This window comes from Streptomyces asoensis (assembly GCF_013085465.1).
GTDB lineage: Bacteria > Actinomycetota > Actinomycetes > Streptomycetales > Streptomycetaceae > Streptomyces > Streptomyces cacaoi_A.
The window spans coordinates 804,075-824,745 of the sequence record NZ_CP049838.1 but is presented as its reverse complement, the minus strand read 5'-3'; the positions used below and the strand labels follow the sequence as shown (position 1 = coordinate 824,745).

The window sequence follows — 20,671 nt, the reverse complement described above, 5'->3', positions numbered from 1 at the left end:
TCCGTTCGTCGAGCCGGTCGATGACGGAGTCCGTCTGCCCCGGGTTCCGCATCTCATGCCGGTTGTTTCGCACAGACTTTTCCAACGGGTGCAGATACCCACCCCCTTCGGTCCGGAACGGACAGACACGCCCCGAATGCGTCAGCCACGGGCGGGTAATGGCAGCTGTGGAGCGCGAGAAGGGAGCAGTGTGACCATCGACGGAATCTGGTCGTACACGCCGGACAGTGGACATGCCGAAGGACAGGACCTGACCGACTACGCCGTCCTGACGGCCGACGGCACCCTCGGCCATGTGGAACGCGAGGCCGACCCCCACGGAATGCGGCACCTGGTCGTCGACACGGGCGTGTGGCTGTTCGGCAGAAGCGCCGTCGTCCCGGTGGGCATCGTGACGGGTGTCGACCACGCGGACCGCAAGGTGACCCTGGGCTGTACCGGGGACGAGGTCAAGGAGGCACCCCGCTTCCACACCGACAGCGAGACGACGGACCCGGCGTACCTCACCGCCGTCGGTGATCACTATCGCCGGCTGACACCACGGGGAACGCCATCGGTATGAGGGAAGAGGGACTCGCGCCCGCGCGCCCGGTGCCCGTCCGGGGGGCGCCGGGGACTCCGGTGAAGACCGCCGCGGCGGCCCGGGCCCACGCCCGCGCGGTGGTGGACGCCCGATGGAACCGCTCCGCCCGGCCGGCGTGCGAGCAGGACGTCATCGACCTGCTGCTGGTCGTCTCGGAGCTGGTGGCCAACGCCCTCCGGCACGGCGGCGGACTGGCGGGGTTCGAGATGACGCCGGTGCGGGACGGGGTCCGGCTGGCCGTGCGCGACCACAGCGACGCGGTGCCCGCCGCGGTGGGCGGGCCGGGCTCGGGTCCGGCCGGCCACCGGGTGGGTGGCTACGGCTGGCCGCTGGTCGTCCGCCTGGCCCGGGACATCGCCATCGAGAAACGGTCCGGGGGCGGGAAGACGATCAGCGTGTTCGTGCCGATCCGGACCACCGACAGACCGGCCTGACGGGACGGGCGGGACCCTTCGTCCCGCCCTCGTCGGCGGGTCACCACGGCAGGAAGACGTGCACGTCCTTCCCCTCGCCCTGGCCCGCCTCGTTCGCCACCACGCTGACCTGACTGCACAGGGTGTGCACCAGGTACCAGCCGATGCCGCCACCCCCGCTGTCGGGGTGGAACGGCCGGGGGGACGGCGGAGTGCTGTTGGTGTCGTGCAGCGTCACGTGCACGCCGTCGAAGGTGGGGCGCAGGCACAGTTCGAAGGGGCCCGGCGCGTACTGGACGGCGTTGGCCGCCAGCTCCGTCACGATCAGCACGATGTCGTGCCAGCACTCCGGTGCCGTGGGCGGCACGGTGCGGGCCAGCTCATGGAGGAACTCCTCCGTGGCCAGCCGGGCACCCGTCACGTCCTGGGGTTCGCCCGCGAAGCGGGCCGTGCGGCTGGGAATCGCCCAGGCGGACAGTGCGTCGTTTCCACGCGGCTCGGTTGCCATGTCGTCAGTGCGGCCCCTGAGTCTCCGGGACCGTCGTCCTTTCTCGTACGGCTCTCTGGCGTCGCCCCTACAGGGTTCCCGAGGGCTCCCAGGCTACGCGTCCGTCATCCGACGGCATATGGTCACGGCGGAACACGATCGCCGGCTGTCCGACCACGCAGCGTGTGCGGCCCCGGCCGTCCCCCGCCGCCCACCGGCCGTCCGGCTCACCGGAACACGTCGTCGGCGTCGTCCCAGCCCAGCACCTCCTCCGGGGCGCTCTGCCGGGGCAGCCGCGCCCGGGCCTGGTACATCGCCTCGATCTCCGCCGCGTAGTGCGCCACGATCGAGTCGCGGCGCAGCTTCATCGAGGGCGTCAGCAGGCCGTTGGTCTGGTCGAACGGCTGCGGCAGGATGCGGAAGGCACGGATCGACTCCGAGCGGGACACCGTGCTGTTCGCGGCGGCCACCGCCCGCCCGACCTCCTCCCGCAGGGCGTTCTCCTCGCGCGCCTCCCGGCTCTGGGTGTCGCCGTGCAGCATCAGGTTTCCGCGCCAGTGCGCCAGGAAGTCGGGGTCCAGGGTGATCAGCGCGCCCACGCAGGGCCGGTTGTCACCCACGACCACGGCCTGATGGACGAGCGGATGCATCCGCAACCGCTGCTCCAGCGAGGCCGGCGCCACGCTCTTGCCGCTGCTGGTGATGATGACGTCCTTCTTGCGGCCGGTGATCGTGAGGTAGCCGTCGGAGTCCAGGAACCCGAGGTCACCCGTGGCCAGCCAGCCACCCCACAGCGCGGCCCGTGTCGCGGCGTCGTCGTTGACGTAGCCCTGGAACACCGACGGGCCGCGCACCAGGATCTCCCCGTCGTCCGCCACCCGGATGTCCATGCCCGGCAGCGCCTGTCCGACGGTGCCCGACTTCTCCCGGCCGAGCGGCTGCATCGTGATCCCGCCGCTGGTCTCGGTCAGGCCGTACCCGTCGTGCACATAGATGCCGATGCCCTCGTAGAAGAGGGACAGATCGCGGTGGAGGGGGGAGCCGCCCGAGGTGGCGCGGTGGACGCGGCCGCCGAGCGCCGCCCGGAGTCTGCGGTACACCGTCCGTTCGAACAGGGCGTGCTGGAGCCGCAGGTCGAAACCGGGCCCCGAGCCGCGGCCCAGCCGCTGCCGCTCGACGGCGGCCGCGAAGTCCCGGGCCGTCTCCGCCGCCCGCTCGAACAGGGCGCCGCGGCCGGCCTCCTGGGCCGCCCGCAGGAAGTTCTTGTAGATCTTCTCGAACACCGACGGCACCGCGTACAGATACGTCGGACGGAAGGTGCGCAGCGACTCCGCGAGCGCCTCCGCGCCGATATCGGGTTCGTGGCCCATCAGGATGCCGCCGCGCAGACACAGGCCCTGGATCATCAGCCCGTACACGTGGGAGAACGGCAGGAAGGCGAGGACGCTCGGCTGCCGGCCGACGGGGGCGGCCGTGTGCCCCCAGCCCGCCAGCAGCGTGTCGCAGGGGCTGGCCAGGCTGCGATGGCTCAGCGCGCAGCCCAACGGCCGGCCCGAGGTCCCGGAGGTGTAGGCGATCACCGCGGTGGAGTCGGGCAGCACGATCCGGCGCAGCGAGTCCACCGTGGTGAGCGGCACCAACTCGCCGCGCTTCGCGAGCTGTTCGAACGCTCCGGCGTCCAACTGCCAGACGTTGCGCAGCGAGGGCAGGGCCGCGCACACCGACCCCACGGTCATGACGCTCTGTTCGTCCTCGACGACGACGCCCACACAGTTCGAGTCCCGCAGGATCCACTCGACCTGCTCGCGCGAGGACGTCGGATAGACGGGGACGACCTCGGCGCCCACCGCCCACAGCGCGTGAGAGAGGACCGTCCACTCGTACCGGGTACGCGCCATGATCGCGACGCGGTGGCCGGGCGAGATCCCGGACGCCACGAACCCCTTCGCCAGGTCGATCACCTCGTCCCGCAGCTCGACGGCCGTCACCTCCTCCCAGTCGGCGGAGGCGCCGTCCGGACGGCGGGAGAGCACGGGGAGTGTGGGACTGCGGGCGGCTGTCTCGAAGACGGTGTCGGCGAGCCCTCCGGTCAGGGGCGTGGTGGCTGGGGGAGCGAGGGCGAAGTCGCGCATGCGCTGCTCCTGAGGTGTACGGGCTGTGACTCCGCCGACGGGAACCGTTATCGACGGTGGTCGAATCTAGCCCAGGTGGGACCGGTTGTGGCCTGGAACGAATAAGTAATCCGCGTTGATGATCTCGGCCTGCCGGCGCCCGGCACTTCCGACGGCCCGCCACCGGTGAAGCAGGCGGTCCGGGGGGACTCGGAGAGCACGAGCCACGTCAGCGGCGGTACGGGGGTGGCCTCAGGCCTGGGTGTGCTGCACGCAGGTGGTGACCACCTCGCGCAGGCTGCCGGTGCGCTTCCACACCTCGCGCTGGACATGGGAACCGTTGCCGTGCCGCAGCAGTTCGGCGCAGGACGTGCGGGCCCGCTCCAGGTCGCCGCTGTCCGCCAGCGCGTCCTCGACATGCTCCAGCAGAGCCCGTACGACCGTCTCGGCGGGCGTGCGCCGCATGGTCGCGGGGTGCAGCAGGTCCTCGGTGAGCCCCGAGCGGGCGGCCCGCCAGCCGGCCAGCCGGAGCAGGCTCACGCTGTGGTCCAGCGGCTCCCGCCCGGCCTCCCGGTCCCGGGCGGCCGTCTCGACGAGGCCGCGGACCAGCGTGGCGATCAGCAGGGCGGTGTCCGCGTGCAGACAGACGTCCGCCACCCGCACCTCCACCGTCGGATAGCGCGCCGACAGCCGGGCGTCGAAGTAGACCATGCCCTCGTCGAGGATCGCGCCGGTGGCCACCATGTCCGCCACCCGCTGGTGGTAGCGGTCCGCCGATCCGAACAGCTCGGTCGGCCCGGCCGACGGCCAGCGCTGCCACACCCGGCTGCGATAGCTGCTGTAGTCCGTCTCCCGGCCCTGCCAGAACGGCGAGTTGGCACTCAGCGCCGTCAGCACCGACAGCCAGGGCCGGATCCGGTCGACGACCGCCACGCCCTCCTCGTCCGAGTCGACGGACACATGGACATGGCAGCCGCACACCAGCTGCTCACGCGTCGCGATGCCGTACTGCTCCGCCATCCACTGGTAGCGCCGGTTCATGCTGATGGACGGGCGCACCGGCAACGGGGACGTGGCGAGCGCGGCGACCGCGCACCCGGCCTCCCCCGCGTGCCGGGCCGCCTCGCCGCGTATGCGGACGATCTCCGCACCGAGTTCGCCCATGCCCGACTGCGGGTGGGTGTTGAACTCGAGCATCTGGCTGTGCAGTTCCTTCTCGAAGACGTCCTCCTCCGCCCCGCGCCGGGAGGCGCGGGCGAGGACGGCCGAGGACAGGGCCTGGGGCTCCCCGGTCTCCGGGTCGACCAGGAGGAGTTCTTCCTCCACTCCGACGGTGCGCACGGGATGCGGCCTCTCTCTGGCGGGTGGTACGCACCCGAATGCCCCGCCCGGGGCTGTTCACACGGACGACGGCGCCAGCCACACCGTGGCCAGGGGCGGCAGTGTGAGAGCGATCCCCCCGTCCCGCGCCACGACGGGGGCGGGGTGGACGACGCCGCTGCCGCCGTAGCACTCGGCGTCGGTGTTGAGCAGCTCGCGCCAGGCCGGCACCCCGTCGGGCACGGCGAGCCGGTAGTCGTGGCGCACGACGGGGGAGAAGTTGCTGACGGCGAGGAGCGGAGCGCCGTGGGCGTCGTGGCGCAGGAACGCGAAGACGTTGTCCTCCGCGGCGTCGCCGACCACCCATCGGAAACCGCCGGGATCGGTGTCCCGCTCCCACAGGGCCGGGGTGGCCCGGTAGACCGTGTTGAGATCACGCACCAGGTCCCGCACCCCCCGGTGATCGCCCGCGGACGCGTACCCCGGGTCCAGCAGCCACCACTCGGGGCCGTGGGCCTCGGACCACTCGGCGCCCTGGGCGAACTCCTGCCCCATGAAGAGGAGTTGCTTGCCGGGGTGGGCCCACATGAACCCCAGGTACGCGCGGTGGTTGGCGCGCCGCTGCCACCAGTCGCCGGGCATCTTGGAGACCAGCGCCTGCTTGCCGTGGACGACCTCGTCGTGGGAGATGGGCAGCACGTAGTTCTCGCTCCAGGCGTACACCATCGAGAAGGTCATCTCGTTGTGGTGGTACTTGCGGTGCACCGGCTCCTTGGCGATGTACTCCAGCGAGTCGTGCATCCAGCCCATGTTCCACTTCAGCCCGAACCCCAGACCGCCGCTGTCGGTCGGCCGGGTCACCCCTTCCCACGCGGTGGACTCCTCCGCGATCGTCACCACCCCCGGGTTGCGGCGATAGACCGTCGCGTTCATCTCCTGGAGGAACGCCATCGCGTCCAGGTCCTCCCGGCCGCCGAACACGTTGGGCGACCACTGTCCGGAGTCCCGCGAGTAGTCGAGGTAGAGCATGGAGGCGACGGCGTCCACCCGCAGCCCGTCGACGTGGAACTCCTCGCACCAGTAAGTGGCGTTCGCCACGAGGAAGTTGCGCACCTCGACGCGCCCGAAGTCGAACTCGTACGTCCCCCAGTCCGGATGCTCGGCCCGCCGCGAGTCGCCCGGCTCGTACAGCGGGTCCCCGTCGAACCGGCCCAGCGCCCAATCGTCCTTGGGGAAGTGCGCCGGCACCCAGTCCACGATCACCCCGATCCCGGCCCGGTGCAGGGCGTCCACCAGGAACTTGAGGTCGTCGGGCGTGCCCAGACGCGAGGCCGGCGCGTAGAACCCGGTGACCTGGTAGCCCCAGGAACCCGAGAATGGATGCTGGGCGACCGGCATGAACTCCACATGCGTGAAGCCGAGGTCGCTGACGTACGGCGGCAGCTCCTCGGCGAGTTGACGGTACGTCAGTCCCGGACGCCAGGAGGGCAGATGGACCTCGTAGACGGAGAACGGCGCCACATGCACGGGGATGTCGCCCCGGTGCGCCATCCACTCCTCGTCCGCCCACTCGTAGCGCGAGGCGTGCACGATCGAGGCGGTGTCCGGCGGCACCTCCGCGCGCCGGGCCATCGGGTCGGCCTTGAGGAAGCGGTGGCCGTGACGCGAGGTGATCTCGAACTTGTACCGGGCGCCCTCGCCGATCCCGGGCAGGAACAGCTCCCACACCCCGGACGAACCGAGGGACCGCATCGGGAAGGCGGTCCCGTCCCAGAAACAGAAGTCCCCGGCGACGCGCACCCCCTGGGCGTTCGGCGCCCACACCGTGAACCGGGTGCCGATCACGCCCTGGTGGGCCATGGGCTCCGCGCCGAGCGCCTTCCACAGCTCCTCGTGCCGCCCCTCACGGATGAGATGCAGATCCAGGTCGCCGAGGGCCGGCAGAAAACGGTAGGGGTCGTCCACCTTGTGCTCGGCGCCCTCGTACGACACCAGCAGCGTGTACGCGGGCACCGCGTCGAGCGGCAGGACGGCGGAGAAGAGACCGTCGCCCTCCGAGACCAGCGGGGTCGGATCGCCGTCGATCACGACACTCACGGCGTCCGCGAAGGGCCGCAACGCCCGAAAGACGATCCCGCCCGGTACCGGGTGCGCGCCCAGCAGGGCGTGCGGATCGTGGTGGGCGCCCGAGAGCAGGCGCCCACGGTCGGCCGGATCGAGCGCGGGCGCCGTGCGCGCGCGGGGACCGGCCGACTCGGGCGGAGAGGTGTCACGCAGGGCCACAGGGGTCAGCCTCCTCGGACGGCGAGTCGTTCGATCGCCGCCATGGGTACGGGCAGCCAGTCGGGACGGTTACGGGCCTCGTACAGCACTTCGTACACGGCTCGGTCCGTCTCGTAGGCACGCAGCAGGGCATGCTTCTTGCGGGGGTCCCAGCCCGCGCGGGCCGCGTAGCCGGCGCAGTATGCCTCCCGGCAGCGGCGCGCCCACTCGGGCCGCCACGGACGGCGCTGGCGGGCGGCGTAGTCGAACGAGCGCAGCATCCCGGCGATGTCCCGGACCGGGGAGTGGGCACTGCGGCGCTCGGCCAGCGGACGGGACGGTTCGCCCTCGAAGTCGATGACGAACCAGTCGCGTCCGGCGCGCAGGACCTGCCCGAGGTGCAGGTCCCCGTGGATGCGCTGGGCGGGCGGGCCGGCGTCGCACACGGAGAGCGCGCCGAAGGCGGTGGTGAGGCCCGGCACGAACGGGCGCAGCGCCGGCACGTGGTGCGCGGCCGCCTCCAGCCGCTCGGTCATCGCCGCCGCCGTCCGCCCGTCCTCGGCGTCCGGACCGGCCGGCAGCGCCGCGGCCAGCGCGAGGTGGACGTCCGCCGTGGCCCGCCCCAGTTCCTCGGCCTCCGCCGTGAAGTCCTCCCCGCGGGCGAGGGCCCGCAGAGCCAGCGTCCAGCCGTCCGACGCGTCGGGCAGGAACGGCTGGAGCACGCCGAGGGTCGCCTCCTGCGGATGTGTCGTGCGGAACCAGGCCACGGGTGCGGGCACCCGCCCGCACCCCTGCCCGGCCAGCGCGACCGGTACCTCCAGATCGGGGTTCACCCCGGGCTGGATACGCCGGAAGATCTTCAGGATGAGCGCGTCCCCGTACACCAGCGAGGTGTTGGACTGCTCGGCCTCCAGCAGCCGGGGGGCGAGCCCGGCGGGCAGCGACACGGACGGGTCGGACTCGAAGCACAGCGGGCCCAGCGTGCCGGGGTGCCTCATCCGCTCCAGGAGCAGATGCGCCGACCGGGGGTCCTGAAGCGCGTCATGGACCGTCAGACCGGCCAGTGGCCCGTCCTCCACCCTGCCGATCAGTGCCCGTCCCAGGCGCGGCGACAGGTGTTCCTGGAGGCCCAGGAGCAGCTGATAGCAGTCGCCGGCCGGGGGGGTGCCCCCGGGAGTCGGGACGCCCGACTGATCGGCGTGCACGAGCAGATGCAGACAGCCCGGGTACAGCTCGGTCATCGACAGCATGCGCAGGTCGGTGAGGGGCCGGTCCTTGCCGGCGAACCAGCGCTGCCGCGGCAGCCACTCGCACAGCAGCGCGGCGAGCGGCCCGACGGAGCGGACGCCGCTCGCGCTGTTCGGTCGCAGGGGTGCGGTCTTCGTCACGGTGACCCATCCTTTCCCCGGCGCTCGCTCACGGGCGGCGGCCGATCCGGGACGCGGCTCTGGTGAGCCGGAACCAATAGAAGCCGTGTCCCGCGAGGGTGAGCAGGTAGGGCAGTTCCCCGATGGCCGGAAAGCGGACCCCGCCGAAGAGCTCGACGGGATGGCGGCCGTCGAACCGGCGCAGGTCGAGTTCGGTGGGCTGCGCGGAGCGCGAGAAGTTGTGCACGCACAGCACCACGTCGTCCCCTCCGTCGGCCGTCAGGGGTGCCTCCCGGAGGAAGGCGAGGACGGCCGGGTTGGAGGACTGGAGTTCGGTGTAGGTGCCGAGGCCGAAGGCGGGGTTCTGCTTGCGGATCTCGATCATTCGCCGGGTCCAGTGCAGCAGTGAGGAGGGCGACGACATCGACGCCTCGACGTTGGTGACCTGGTATCCGTAGACAGGATCCATGATCACGGGAAGGGACAGCCGGCCCGGGTCGCAGGACGAGAAGCCCGCGTTGCGGTCCGGTGTCCACTGCATGGGGGTGCGGACGGCGTCGCGGTCGCCGAGCCAGATGTTGTCGCCCATGCCGATCTCGTCGCCGTAGTAGAGGATCGGCGAGCCGGGGAGGGAGAGCAGCAGGGCGGTGAAGAGCTCGATCTGGTTGCGGTCGTTGTCGAGGAGGGGGGCGAGCCGGCGGCGGATGCCGATGTTGGCGCGCATACGCGGGTCTTTCGCGTATTCCGCGTACATGTAGTCGCGTTCCTCGTCGGTGACCATTTCGAGGGTGAGCTCGTCGTGGTTGCGCAGGAAGATGCCCCACTGGCAGCGGGAGGGGATCGCGGGGGTCTTGGCGAGGATTTCCGATACCGGGTAGCGGGATTCCCGGCGGACCGCCATGAAGATGCGGGGCATGACGGGGAAGTGGAACGCCATGTGGCATTCGTCGCCGCCGGAGGCGTAGTCGCCGAAGTAGTCGACCACGTCCTCGGGCCACTGGTTGGCCTCGGCGAGGATCACCGTGTCCGGGTAGTGGATGTCGATGTCGCGGCGGACCCGTTTGAGGAACTCGTGGGTGGCCGGCAGGTTCTCGCAGTTGGTGCCCTCGGCCGCGTAGAGATAGGGCACCGCGTCCAGTCGGAAGCCGTCGATCCCGAGGTCGAGCCAGAAGCGGAGGGCGGCCAGGATCTCCTCCTGCACGGCCGGGTTCTCGTAGTTGAGGTCCGGCTGGTGGGAGAAGAAGCGGTGGAAGAAGTACTGCTTGCGGACGGGGTCGAAGGTCCAGTTGGAGACTTCGGTGTCGACGAAGATGATGCGGGCGTCGCCGTACTGTTTGTCGTCGTCGGCCCACATGTAGTAGTCGCCGTAGGGGCCGTCGGGGTCTTTCCTCGATTCCTGGAACCACGGGTGCTGGTCGCTGGTGTGGTTCATCACGAAGTCGATGATGACGCGCATGCCGCGTTGGTGGGCGGCGTCGACGAATTCGACGAAGTCGGCGAGGTCGCCGAATTCGGGGAGGACGGCGGTGTAGTCGGATACGTCGTATCCGCCGTCCCGTAGGGGTGATTTGAAGAAGGGCGGCAGCCAGAGGCAGTCGACTCCCAGCCATTGGAGGTAGTCGAGTTTGGCGGTGATGCCTTTGAGGTCGCCGACGCCGTCGCCGTTGCTGTCCTGGAAGGAACGGACGAGGACCTCGTAGAACACGGCGCGTTTGAACCACTCGGGGTCGCGGTCCTTGGCGGGCGTGTCCTCGAAGGTGTCCGGGACAGGGGAGTTGACGGTCATGGCGGTCTGGGGCCTCCGATCGGCGGTGCGGGTCACCGGACGTGGAACACGTGGGCAGGTGTCCGGCCGGGCTCCAGGCGCACGTAGTTCGTCCTGCCCCAGGCGTACGTCTCGCCGGTCAGTTCGTCGTGCACGCTCAGGGACGCGCCGTCGTCCAGGCCGAGTTGCGGCATGTCCAACGAGACCGTCGCCTCCTGGGTGTGGTGGGGATCGAGGTTGACGACCACCAGAACCGTGTTCGAACCCGCGCGCTTGCTGTACGCGATGACGGACGGGTTGTCCGTGCCGTGGAATCGGAGGTTCCGCAGCCAGTGCAGGGCCGGGTGCGCCCGCCGGATCTCGTTGAGCCTGGTGAGCAGCGGGGCGAGGCTGTGGCCCGCGCGCTCGGCGGCCGCCCAGTCACGGGGTTTGAGCTGGTACTTCTCCGAGTCGAGGTACTCCTCGCCGCCCTCGCGCAGAGGCGTGTTCTCGCAGAGTTCGTAGCCGCTGTAGACGCCCCAGGTCGGCGAGAGGGTGGCGGCGAGGACGGCGCGGATCTCGAAGGCGGGACGGCCGCCGTGCTGGAGGTAGGGGTGCAGGATGTCGGGGGTGTTGGCGAACAGGTTGGGCCGCATGTAGGAGGCGGCGTCCCCCGAGAGCTCGGTGAGGTACTCGGTGAGCTCGTCCTTGGTGTTGCGCCAGGTGAAGTAGGTGTAGGACTGCTGGAAGCCGATCTGCGCGAGGGTGTGCATCATCGCGGGGCGGGTGAAGGCCTCGGCGAGGAAGATCACGTCGGGGTCGGTGCGGTTGATGTCCGCGATGACCCGCTCCCAGAACACGACCGGCTTGGTGTGCGGGTTGTCGACCCGGAAGATCCGCACCCCGTACGACATCCAGTGCCGCAGGACCCGCACGGTCTCGGAGACCAGGCCCTTCATGTCGGCGTCGAAGGCGATCGGATAGATGTCCTGGTACTTCTTCGGCGGGTTCTCGGCGTACGCGATGGTGCCGTCGGGGCGGTGGTGGAACCACTCGGTGTGCTTGTGCACCCAGGGGTGGTCGGGGGAGCACTGGAGGGCGAAGTCGAGGGCGATCTCCAGGCCGAGCTCAGCCGCCCGCTCCACGAACCAGGCGAAGTCCTCCAGCGTGCCCAGCTCCGGGTGGACGGCGTCGTGACCGCCCTCCGGCGAGCCGATCGCCCAGGGCACCCCGACATCGCCCGACGCGGCGTTCAACGCGTTGTTGCGGCCCTTGCGGAAGGTCGTGCCGATGGGGTGGACGGGCGGGAGGTAGACGACGTCGAAGCCCATCGCGGCGATGGCGGGGAGCCTGCGCGCGGCGGTGCGGAAGGTGCCGTGCGGGCGCTCGGCGGTGCCCTCGGAGCGCGGGAAGAACTCGTACCAGGCGCCGTACAGGGCGCGTTCCCGCTCGACCAGCAGCGGCAGCGGCTCGGACGCGGTGACCAGCTCCCGCAGCGGATACCGGCCGAGCACGGCGTCGACCTGCGGCGTAAGCGCCGCCGCGTAGCGCTCGGCCACCGCAGCGGAGTCGTCGAGCAGCTTCTTCGCCGCGTCCCGCAGCAGGGTGCGCTCCGGTCCGCGCGGGGCCCGGGCGGCCGCTCGCTCGTAGAGCTGTCCGCCCTCCTCCAGAACCAGACCCGGGTCGATCCCGGCCGGGATCTTGATCTCCGCATGGTGGCGCCAGGTGGCGATCGGGTCGCTCCAGGCCTCCACGGTGTAGGTCCAGCGGCCCATGGCCTCCAGGGTCACATCGGCTCCCCAGCGGTCGCTGCCGGGGGTGAGTTCGCGCATCGGCGTCCAGGGCCCGCGGCCGCCGTCCGGGTTCTTGAGGACCACGTTGGCGCCGATGGCGTCGTGGCCCTCGCGAAACACCGTCGCGGAGATCCGCACCGTCTCCCCGGTCACGGCTTTCGCCGGCCGCCTACCGCACTCCACGCGCGGTTCGACGTCCCGCACCGGGATACGGCCGATCGCCCTGGTGGACTTCACCCTTGCACCTCCGCTAGCTCGAAAATGGCTTCGTCCGCCCGGTGTTGGGCGAACGGACTGCACCTGCGTGGAGCGCTACGTCTCCGCGGGCAGGCAGGGGAGGGGCCGCGTCACGGAGAGCCGCGCGACGCCGTTTCTCCGGCTCAGGCCCCAGCGCTCCCGGTGGAGGGCGTCCACACCGGCCCGCAGATACTGGTCGGCGGCGTCCGCGGCCTCCCGTGCGCAGCGCTTGCCCATCAGCACGCAGAGGGTGTAGCCGCAGTCCTCGAACGCGGCCCGCGCCGTGCGGTCGTCGGGTCGCGCCAGCATGTCCCGCTCCCAGGCCCGGTAATTGCGCAAGGTCCTGGCGACTTCTGTCTTCGCTGGTTGCAGCATCGCGCTGTGCACCTTCCGGGAGTTCAAGCAAGGGGAGGTCGCTCGAGGCGGCCGGGTCGGCCCGTTGCGCGGAGGCGCGAAGTGTCCGACCTTGTGAGGCCTTCACTTATGGTGCACGGCGCATCACCCAACGTCCTGTTGGATCTTGGTTGTGGTGTGCTCGTGTTGCACGAATGGCGTAGCAGCCCCACTGTGGTTGTGACTCTGAAGCGATTACCGCTCACGCTTCGTATTGGGGAACTCTGGCCCGTCGGGCCGAGCAGGAGTGGGAGCCTCGCCGGTGAGGAGCGAACGACGATGAAGACAGCAGTCCCCTGCTACTACCACCTCGATGTGGACGTCTGTCCGGAACGGGTCGGACAGGTCAGGCGCATATTGGCCGCCCATCTGTCCTACTGGGAGCTCGAGACACACGTCGAGACCGTCTGCCGCGGCGCCGAGATGCTGCTGACCGCGATCGACGAGCACGCCACGGACAAGCACACCTCGATCGAGATGTGGTGGAACGGACAACACCTGATCACGGCCATCGGGGGTCAGGACCACGGGCTGCGTCCCGACCAGGACCTGCGAGCCTGTCTGGAGCGCATCGCCGTGATGAGCGACGGCTGGGGGTGCTGCGCCACCGGCACCGGAAGCCAGGTGATCTGGTTCTCCCAGCGGGCCCGCTCCGGCGAACGGGTCCCGCTGGTGCCGACCGCGCCCGCGCCGAGCCTGCGCGAGGTGCGTCAAGTGCCCCGCGAACTGCCGGTGGCGGCCCTGGCCGCCCCGGCGGGCGAGGCACACGGCGTCCTGGAGGCCGCTCGGTGACCTCACGGCCGAACCGGAAGGACCGCAAGGACCGCAGGAACCGGACGGACCGGAGTGCCGGGGTGCCCGCCTGGAGCGGGCATCCCTTCCCGCTGGGCGCCGACTTCGACGGACAGGGCACCAACTTCGCGCTGTTCAGCGAGGTCGCCGAACGCGTCGACCTCGTCCTCGTCGACGACGACGGCGCCACCCGCGGTGTCCCGCTGACCGAGGTCGACGGCTTCGTCTGGCACGCGTACCTGCCCGGGATCGGTCCCGGGCAGCGCTACGGCTTCCGGGTGCACGGCCCGTGGAACCCCGGCTCCGGCCACCGGTGCAACCCGGCCAAGCTGCTCCTCGACCCCTACGCGCGCGCCGTCGACGGCCAGATCGACAACCACGCCTCCCTCTTCGAGCGCGCCGGTGACCGCCCCGACCCGGCGGACAGCGCCGGGCACACCCTGCTCGGCGTGGTCACCGACGCCGCCTTCGACTGGGGTGAGGACGAGCCGCCCCGGCGCCCTTACGCCGACACGGTGATCTACGAGGCCCATGTACGCGGCCTGACCCGCACCCATCCCGAGGTTCCGCCCGACCTGCGGGGCACCTACGCCGGTCTCGCGCACCCCGCGGTGACCGAGCACCTCATCTCGCTGGGCGTGACGGCGATCGAGCTGATGCCCGTGCACCAGTACGTGCAGGACGGTGTGCTGACGGACCGGGGCCTGTCCAACTACTGGGGCTACAACACCATCGGCTTCTTCGCCCCGCACAACGCGTACGCCGCCCACGGCACCCGAGGCGAGCAGGTCACCGAGTTCAAGTCCATGGTGAAGGCGCTGCACGCGGCCGGCCTGGAAGTGATCCTCGACGTCGTCTACAACCACACCGCCGAGGGCAACGAGAAGGGCCCCACCCTCTCCTTCCGCGGCATCGACAACGCCTCCTACTACCGGCTCGTGGACGGCGACTGGTCGCACTACTACGACACCACCGGCACCGGCAACAGCCTGCTCATGAGGCACCCGTACGTCCTTCAGCTGATCATGGACTCGCTGCGGTACTGGGTGACGGAGATGCATGTCGACGGCTTCCGCTTCGACCTCGCGGCCACCCTCGCCCGCCAGTTCCACGAGGTGGACCGGCTGTCCGCGTTCTTCGACCTCATCCAGCAGGACCCCGTGATCAGCCGCGTCAAGCTCATCGCCGAACCCTGGGACGTCGGCGAGGGCGGCTACCAGGTGGGCAACTTCCCGCCGCTGTGGTCGGAGTGGAACGGCCCCTACCGCGACGCCGTACGCGACTTCTGGCGCGCGGAACCCGGCTCGCTGGGCGAGTTCGCCTCCCGGCTGACCGGCTCCTCGGACCTCTACGCCCACAGCAGACGCCGGCCGCGCGCCGGCGTCAACTTCGTCACCGCGCACGACGGTTTCACCCTGCGTGACCTCGTCTCGTACAACGACAAGCACAACGAGGCCAACGGTGAGGGCAACCGGGACGGCGAGAGCGCCAACCGCTCCTGGAACTGCGGGACCGAGGGGCCCACCGAGCGCCCGGCGGTCCTCGAACTGCGGGCCCGGCAACAGCGCAACCTGCTCGCCACGCTGCTGCTGTCGCAGGGCATCCCGATGATCGGTCACGGCGACGAACTCGGCCGCACCCAGGGCGGCAACAACAACGCCTACTGCCAGGACAGCGAAGTCTCCTGGGTCGACTGGCGGTTGACCGACGAGCAGCGGGGCCTGGCGGACTTCTGCCGGCGCCTCGTCGCCCTGCGCGCCGCCCACCCCGTGCTGCGGCGGCGCCGCTTCTTCCGGGGCGAGACCGTCAGGCACGCCCGGCAGCCGCTGCCCGATCTCGTCTGGCTGCTGCCGGACGCGCGCGAGATGACGGATCGCGACTGGCAGCGCGCCGACGCGCACAGCGTCGCTGTCTTCCTCAACGGCGACGCCATCGCCGAACCCGACCCCCGTGGCCGGCCCGTCGTGGACGACTCGTTCCTGCTGCTGTTCAACAGCTACTGGGAACCCGTCGTCTTCCGGCTGCCCGACGCCGCGTACGGCGAGCGCTGGACGGTGTGCGCCGACACCACGGAGCCCGACGGCGGCCCGGACGAGACGGAGTACAAGGCCGGCGCGGAGGTGACGCTGGAGGATCGCGGCCTGATCGTGCTGGCCCGGCCCCCGCGCCGTTCCGACTGAGACCGGGGGCGCTCAGCGCCCCCGGCTCGAGGTCACCGTGAACTGGGCGCCGTCCGGGTCGCGCAGCACGGCCTCGTGGGCGGTCTCGATCAGCACGCTGCCGCCGTGTTTCTCGGCCGCCCGGGCACAGGCCGTCACGTCCGCGACGGCGAAGTGGATCTGCCAGTGCGGACGGATCGTGGGGTCGGGCGCCGCCTCCAGCGCGCCCGACTCGATCCGGGCGACGACATCGCCCCGGCTGCGCAGCACGACCTCGCCGCGCTCGTAGTGGACCTCGACGCAGCCGGGGTGGTCCGTGGCCCAGTCGAGGATCTCGCCGTAGAAGATGGCGGAGTCGAAGGCGTCGCGGGTGTGGAGCCTGATGAAGGCGGGCGCGTCCTGCCGCCAGGCCTCCCAGTTGCCGAGCAGCTCGCCCTCCCAGACACCGAAGGTCGCGCCGTCCCGGTCGGCCAGCAGTGCCGCACGGCCCGGCGGCAGCGAGATCGGGCCCACGGCCACCGTCCCGCCGCGTTCCCGGGTCCGGGAGGCGGCGTCGTCCGCGCTGGGGACGGCGAAGTACGGCGTCCAGGCGACCGCCATCTGCCACATCGAGGCGACGGCGGCCACACCGGCGACCGGGACGCTGCCGACCAGCGCCGTCCTGAAGTGGTCGCCGAGCACGCCCCGGCGCCACTCCCAGCCCAGGACGGCCCCGTAGAACTTCTGCGTGGCATCCAGATCGCGGCTGGTCAGGCTCACCCAGCAGGGCGCACCGAACACGGAGTGCGTGGAGACGGATCCCCGCGTACCGGGGGCGGATGTCGGGCGACGGTTCATGGCACTCGCGTTCCTGGTCTCTCGGCCGGCGGGCGGGGCTACCACCAGTGTCCGGCCGGAACCGTCCCGGCCGCCTGCCGAGCGACCCGCCGACACGATGGAGCGGTGGCACGAGTACCGCAGGGAACGACTGATGAAACGGCCCGGATCTTGGCGCTCCACGACGGCCCCACCAGGATTTCCGGCGCGCCGCCGTTGGATCCTTGGGGTGAGGCCCCTCGGGGCGAGAGTCAGTCCGCGTCGGCGGCGATCTCCTCGCGCAGCCGCGCGAAGCAGCCACTGAGCAGGCGTGAGACATGCATCTGCGAGATGCCCAGCTGTTCGGCGATCCGGCTCTGGGTCATGCCCGCGAAGAACCGCATGTACAGGATCGTCCGTTCGCGCTCCGGCAGGGCCCGCAGACAGGGCGCCACGGCCACCCGGTCGACGACGGCGTCGTAACCGGGATCGGGGTCGCCCAGGGCGTCCTCGAGCGCGTAGCCGTCGGTGCCGGGCAGCTCCGCCTCCAGCGACAGCGCGGAGAAGCACTCCAGCGCCTCCGTGCCGGTGCGCACCTCGTCCTCGGTGAGCTGCGCGTACGCGGCGATCTCGGCGACGGTGGGCGGGCGCCCCGGAGTCGTCTGCGACAGCTCCTTCGCGGCGCTCCGTACCCGGTTGCGCAGGTCCTGGACCCGGCGAGGCACGTGCAGCGTCCACATGTGGTCGCGGAAGTGCCGCTTGATCTCACCGGTGATCGTCGGGACCGCGTACGCCTCGAAGGCGCGACCGCGTTCCGGGTCGTAGTGGTCGACGGCCTTGACGAGTCCCAGGGCGGCGACCTGGTACAGGTCCTCGAGGTTCTCGCCGCGCCCCCGGAACCGGACGGCGATACGTTCGGCCATGGGCAGCCACAGGCGCACCAGCTCGTCCTTGAGCGCCTGGCGCTCCGGCCCGTCGGGCAGACCGGTGAGCCGCACGAAGGACTCGCCGGTGTCCGGCGCGTCGTCGTGGGGGTGCTGCTTCGTTCTGACGGTGCTACGCATCACGCGCGCCTTCCTCAGAAGGATGCCGATGGAGGGCCGGGCACCGTGGGAACCGCGCACTCGGGCTGACGGGAGAACACCCGGGACCGACCGCACGGCGGGATCCCACGGACGTGCCTCCTGTCCGAAGCACTCTTGTCCGAATGCCCGCCATTGAGCCTCTTGAAACAGTTTCTCCCTATTTGTTCCGTGCCGCTCCTTGACTCTCACCCTCGGCTCTCACCCTTGACTCTTCCTTGGGTCGATTACCTCTGACACAGAGGTAATCTCGTCCCCGTGGAGCAGGAACGGTGGGACCAGGAGACGTTCCCGGAAGAGCTCGCCGACGCGCTCGTCGGCGTCCAGCGGCTGCTCAGGCGGCGGCTGCGGGCCGGTCTGACCGTGCCGCGGCTGCGCGGTGCCGAGGTCGAGCTGCTGCGCCTGGTCGAGACGCGGCCCGGCATCGGCGTCTCGGACGCGGCCAGGGAGCTGTACCTGGCGGGCAACTCCGTCTCGACCCTCGTCAACCAGCTGGTCAAGGACGGCTACCTGGTCCGCGAGACCGACCCCGCCGACCGGCGCGTCGCCCGACTGCTGCTCACCGAGGCGGCCGAGGCCCGGCTGCGGGCGTGGCGGGAGCGGCGCGCCGCGCTCGTCGGCCGGCACGTCGCCCGCCTCGACCCCGCCGACCGGGAGGCCCTGCGCGCGGCGCTCCCGGCCCTGCGCGCGCTCGCCGTCAACCTGCACGAGGAGGCCGAGGAGTCATGACGACCGACACTGGCACGGACGCCGTCGCCTGTACCCGGCTCGCCTACGCCTTCGGTGACACGAAGGCGGTCGACGGGCTCGAGCTGACCGTCCGGGAGGGCGAGGTCTTCGGCCTGCTCGGACCCAACGGCGCCGGCAAGACCACCGCCATCCGCTGCATCACGACCCTGCTGCCGGTCCCGTCCGGCATGGTGCGCGTCTTCGGTCACGACGCCGCCGGCGACCGCATGGCCGTACGACGGCTGCTCGGCTACGTCCCGCAGCAGCTGTCCGCCGACTCGGGGCTCACCGGCAGGGAGAACGTCTCCCTCTTCGCCCGCGTCTTCGACGTGTCCCGGCGCGAGCGTGCCGAACGCGTCGACCAGGCGCTGGGCGCCGTCGGTCTCACGGACGCCGCCGACCGGCTCGCCGGCACCTACTCCGGCGGCATGGTCCGGCGTCTCGAACTCGCCCAGGCCCTGGTCAGCGCGCCCCGGCTGCTGATTCTCGACGAGCCGACGATCGGCCTCGACCCGATCGCCCGAACGGGTGTCTGGGAGCACATCACCGCCGTACGCGAGGCCACCGGCATGACCGTCCTGGTGACCACGCACTACATGGACGAGGCCGACCAGTACTGCGACCGGGTCGGCCTGATGCACCACGGCCGGATCCGCGCCCTCGGCACACCCGCCGAGCTCCGGCAGGGGCTCGGAGAACGCCGACGCGCCGAGGGCGCGCCGGCCACGGCCCCGCTGCCGACCCTGGAGGACGTCTTCCGGGACGTCGCCGGCAGCGGCCTCGACGAGCAGGCAGGAGATTTCCGCGATGTCCGAAGCACCCGCCGTACCGCTCAGCGCGTCGGCTGACCGCGCCCGCCCGCAGAACATCGACCTGCTGCTGCGGCCGCCCCGGCCCCGCGTCGGCTGGCGACTGCTGCCGGCCCGGGTCGCCGCCCTGTGCGCCGTCGAACTACAGAAACTGCGCCACGACCGCACCGAGCTGTACACCCGGGCCGTCCAGCCCGCCCTGTGGCTGCTGATCTTCGGTCAGACCTTCACCCGCATCAAGGCGATCCCGACCGACGGCATCCCCTACATCGACTATCTGGCGCCCGGCATCATCGCCCAGTCCGCGATGTTCATCGCGATCTTCTACGGCATCCAGATCATCTGGGAGCGGGACGCGGGCGTTCTCAACAAGCTGCTCGTCACGCCGACCCCGCGCTCCGCGCTCATCACCGGCAAGGCGTTCGCGGCCGGGGTGAAGTCGGTGATCCAGGCGGTCGTCGTGGTCGTCATCGCCGCCCTGCTCGGCGTCGCCCTGACCTGGAACCCGCTGAAGCTGCTCGGGGTCGCCGTGATCGTCGTCCTCGGCTCGGCCTTCTTCTCCTGCCTGTCGATGACCATCGCGGGCATCGTCCTCAGCCGCGACCGCCTCATGGGCTTCGGGCAGGCGATCACCATGCCGCTGTTCTTCGGCTCCAACGCGCTCTACCCGGTCGACATCATGCCGGGCTGGCTCCAGGCCGTCAGCAAGGTCAACCCCCTCAGCTACGAGGTGGACGCGCTGCGGGGGCTGCTCCTCGGCACGCCCGCGCACCTCGCCCTCGACTTCGGGGTGCTGATCGTGGCCGCCGCGCTCGGCATCGCCGCGGCCTCCTCCCTCCTGGGCCGGCTGGCCCGCTGAGCCCGCCCGGGAACGTGATGTGCGGCACGCCCGCGACAAGCCCTTTCCAGGCCTGTCGGCGGATTCTGCCTGCGCACGGCTTGATCAGCGATCAAAAGGGATGAATTCCCTGGCCACAGCGCATTCTGCTCATTTGACAGTGCGATCGGCGCACGGATAGGAAGCAGCCGGTAGAAGTCGAGAGGTGGACTGTGTACGAGCCGAACGTGGTCGGGGACTGGCAGGAGTACGACGAGCATGCCGGTCTGCGGGTCCGCGTCCACCGCCTGGAGCAGAGTGAGCCGCCCAGGGGACGCGACGACGCCGCCGAGGGGCTGACGTACTTCTGCCTGCGGGTGACCGTCGAGAACCGGGGCGGCAACCACTCCACGATCCACCTCGAGGACGGCCAGATCGACGTACGGCTCGGGCCCGAGGGCGAGAGCGCGTTCATCGACTGGCGCAACTCGCAGTTCATCGAGGGCTTCGACGTCTACCCGCTGCGCCGGGCCACCGCCGTGCTGTACGCGGCGGGACCCGAGGCGTCGCTCGCCCAGGTGGACGTCCAGGTCCAGCTGCGGGTCGACGACGACTGGGCCGACCGCCGGCTGTGGACGGGCGGCATCGGCCTGGCCGAGGGATCCGGCGGGGCCCCGGCCGGCGCGGGACGCGACAGCCTGGCCCGCCAGGTCAGCAACTTCCTGCGCGACCAGGCCGAAGAGGGCAGCGCCTGAGGGGTGCCGCGCCCGTCGACGGG

At 70.9% G+C, this 20,671-nt stretch carries 18 protein-coding genes; 8 read left to right on the top strand and 10 right to left on the bottom strand.

The window, feature by feature from the left end; translation table 11 throughout:
- Window positions 1-190: 190 nt before the first annotated feature.
- Complete coding sequence (locus tag G9272_RS03755) at window positions 191-562, top strand: PRC-barrel domain containing protein (RefSeq protein ID WP_171395188.1); 372 nt, start codon at window positions 191-193, stop codon at window positions 560-562.
- Window positions 559-1,017 (top strand): ATP-binding protein, encoded by a 459-nt coding sequence (locus G9272_RS03750; RefSeq protein WP_171395187.1) that lies wholly within the window; start codon window positions 559-561, stop codon window positions 1,015-1,017. Before G9272_RS03755 ends, G9272_RS03750 begins: the two co-directional genes overlap by 4 nt.
- Before the next feature lie 40 nt (window positions 1,018-1,057).
- Here the strand turns inward: G9272_RS03750 and G9272_RS03745 are convergent, their stop codons facing one another.
- The 8 genes from G9272_RS03745 to G9272_RS03710 all read right to left on the bottom strand — a co-directional run bounded on the left by G9272_RS03745 (window position 1,058) and on the right by G9272_RS03710 (window position 12,692).
- Window positions 1,058-1,504, bottom strand: coding sequence for an ATP-binding protein (locus tag G9272_RS03745; protein WP_171395186.1), 447 nt, complete (start codon window positions 1,502-1,504; stop codon window positions 1,058-1,060).
- A gap of 206 nt (window positions 1,505-1,710) precedes the next feature.
- Complete coding sequence (locus tag G9272_RS03740) at window positions 1,711-3,615, bottom strand: AMP-dependent synthetase/ligase (RefSeq protein WP_171395185.1); 1,905 nt, start codon at window positions 3,613-3,615, stop codon at window positions 1,711-1,713.
- Between the two features lie 231 nt (window positions 3,616-3,846).
- A complete protein-coding gene (locus G9272_RS03735) occupies window positions 3,847-4,935 on the bottom strand; it encodes a glutamate--cysteine ligase 2 (protein WP_171395184.1) in 1,089 nt (362 codons plus the stop codon).
- A 57-nt stretch (window positions 4,936-4,992) separates the two neighbouring features.
- Complete coding sequence (gene glgB / locus G9272_RS03730; RefSeq protein WP_171395183.1) at window positions 4,993-7,197, bottom strand: 1,4-alpha-glucan branching enzyme; 2,205 nt, start codon at window positions 7,195-7,197, stop codon at window positions 4,993-4,995.
- A 5-nt stretch (window positions 7,198-7,202) separates the two neighbouring features.
- Entirely contained in the window at window positions 7,203-8,564 is a 1,362-nt protein-coding gene (locus G9272_RS03725) for a maltokinase N-terminal cap-like domain-containing protein (protein WP_171395182.1), read from the bottom strand.
- Between the two features lie 28 nt (window positions 8,565-8,592).
- Window positions 8,593-10,329, bottom strand: a complete 1,737-nt coding sequence (gene treS / locus G9272_RS03720) for a maltose alpha-D-glucosyltransferase (RefSeq protein WP_171395181.1) — start codon at window positions 10,327-10,329, stop codon at window positions 8,593-8,595.
- Window positions 10,330-10,361: 32 nt separating this feature from the next.
- Complete coding sequence (locus G9272_RS03715) at window positions 10,362-12,317, bottom strand: alpha-1,4-glucan--maltose-1-phosphate maltosyltransferase (RefSeq protein ID WP_171395180.1); 1,956 nt, start codon at window positions 12,315-12,317, stop codon at window positions 10,362-10,364.
- Between the two features lie 75 nt (window positions 12,318-12,392).
- Complete coding sequence (locus G9272_RS03710; RefSeq protein ID WP_171395179.1) at window positions 12,393-12,692, bottom strand: DUF5133 domain-containing protein; 300 nt, start codon at window positions 12,690-12,692, stop codon at window positions 12,393-12,395.
- A gap of 297 nt (window positions 12,693-12,989) precedes the next feature.
- On the opposite strand from G9272_RS03710, the gene G9272_RS03705 reads away from it, so the two are divergent.
- Together G9272_RS03705 and glgX are read left to right on the top strand one after the other, a co-directional pair.
- Complete coding sequence (locus G9272_RS03705; protein WP_171395178.1) at window positions 12,990-13,502, top strand: pep a2; 513 nt, start codon at window positions 12,990-12,992, stop codon at window positions 13,500-13,502.
- A 62-nt stretch (window positions 13,503-13,564) separates the two neighbouring features.
- On the top strand, window positions 13,565-15,682 hold the full coding sequence (gene glgX, locus G9272_RS03700) for a glycogen debranching protein GlgX (protein ID WP_171401827.1): 2,118 nt from the start codon (window positions 13,565-13,567) through the stop codon (window positions 15,680-15,682).
- A gap of 12 nt (window positions 15,683-15,694) precedes the next feature.
- Here the strand turns inward: glgX and G9272_RS03695 are convergent, their stop codons facing one another.
- Complete coding sequence (locus G9272_RS03695; RefSeq protein WP_171395177.1) at window positions 15,695-16,498, bottom strand: VOC family protein; 804 nt, start codon at window positions 16,496-16,498, stop codon at window positions 15,695-15,697.
- Between the two features lie 230 nt (window positions 16,499-16,728).
- The gene (locus G9272_RS03690) at window positions 16,729-17,520 is read right to left on the bottom strand and encodes a SigB/SigF/SigG family RNA polymerase sigma factor (protein WP_171395176.1); all 792 of its coding nucleotides are present in this window, start codon (window positions 17,518-17,520) and stop codon (window positions 16,729-16,731) included.
- Between the two features lie 276 nt (window positions 17,521-17,796).
- Here G9272_RS03690 and G9272_RS03685 point away from each other — a divergent pair, with 276 nt between their 5' ends.
- From G9272_RS03685 to G9272_RS03670, 4 genes are all read left to right on the top strand, one after another.
- Window positions 17,797-18,267: a MarR family winged helix-turn-helix transcriptional regulator gene (locus G9272_RS03685; protein ID WP_171395175.1), complete on the top strand. Its 471-nt coding sequence runs from the start codon at window positions 17,797-17,799 to the stop codon at window positions 18,265-18,267.
- Window positions 18,264-19,115, top strand: coding sequence for an ABC transporter ATP-binding protein (locus tag G9272_RS03680; RefSeq protein WP_171395174.1), 852 nt, complete (start codon window positions 18,264-18,266; stop codon window positions 19,113-19,115). Before G9272_RS03685 ends, G9272_RS03680 begins: the two co-directional genes overlap by 4 nt.
- Window positions 19,075-19,935 carry an ABC transporter permease gene (locus G9272_RS03675; RefSeq protein ID WP_171395173.1) on the top strand — a complete coding sequence of 287 codons (861 nt, stop codon included), beginning with the start codon at window positions 19,075-19,077 and terminating at the stop codon, window positions 19,933-19,935. The genes G9272_RS03680 and G9272_RS03675 overlap by 41 nt, the downstream gene beginning before the upstream one ends.
- A gap of 191 nt (window positions 19,936-20,126) precedes the next feature.
- Complete coding sequence (locus G9272_RS03670; RefSeq protein ID WP_171395172.1) at window positions 20,127-20,648, top strand: hypothetical protein; 522 nt, start codon at window positions 20,127-20,129, stop codon at window positions 20,646-20,648.
- The last annotated feature ends 23 nt before the right edge of the window (window positions 20,649-20,671 follow it).

Coding starts and splice junctions, on each gene's coding strand:
- G9272_RS03675 (WP_171395173.1), top strand. CDS start 19,075: ATGTCCGAAGCACCCGCCGTACCGCTCAGCGCGTCGGCTGACCGCGCC.
- treS (WP_171395181.1), bottom strand. CDS start 10,329: ATGACCGTCAACTCCCCTGTCCCGGACACCTTCGAGGACACGCCCGCC.
- G9272_RS03690 (WP_171395176.1), bottom strand. CDS start 17,520: ATGCGTAGCACCGTCAGAACGAAGCAGCACCCCCACGACGACGCGCCG.
- G9272_RS03705 (WP_171395178.1), top strand. CDS start 12,990: ATGAAGACAGCAGTCCCCTGCTACTACCACCTCGATGTGGACGTCTGT.
- G9272_RS03750 (WP_171395187.1), top strand. CDS start 559: ATGAGGGAAGAGGGACTCGCGCCCGCGCGCCCGGTGCCCGTCCGGGGG.
- G9272_RS03680 (WP_171395174.1), top strand. CDS start 18,264: ATGACGACCGACACTGGCACGGACGCCGTCGCCTGTACCCGGCTCGCC.
- G9272_RS03710 (WP_171395179.1), bottom strand. CDS start 12,692: ATGCTGCAACCAGCGAAGACAGAAGTCGCCAGGACCTTGCGCAATTAC.
- G9272_RS03695 (WP_171395177.1), bottom strand. CDS start 16,498: ATGAACCGTCGCCCGACATCCGCCCCCGGTACGCGGGGATCCGTCTCC.
- G9272_RS03745 (WP_171395186.1), bottom strand. CDS start 1,504: ATGGCAACCGAGCCGCGTGGAAACGACGCACTGTCCGCCTGGGCGATT.
- G9272_RS03740 (WP_171395185.1), bottom strand. CDS start 3,615: ATGCGCGACTTCGCCCTCGCTCCCCCAGCCACCACGCCCCTGACCGGA.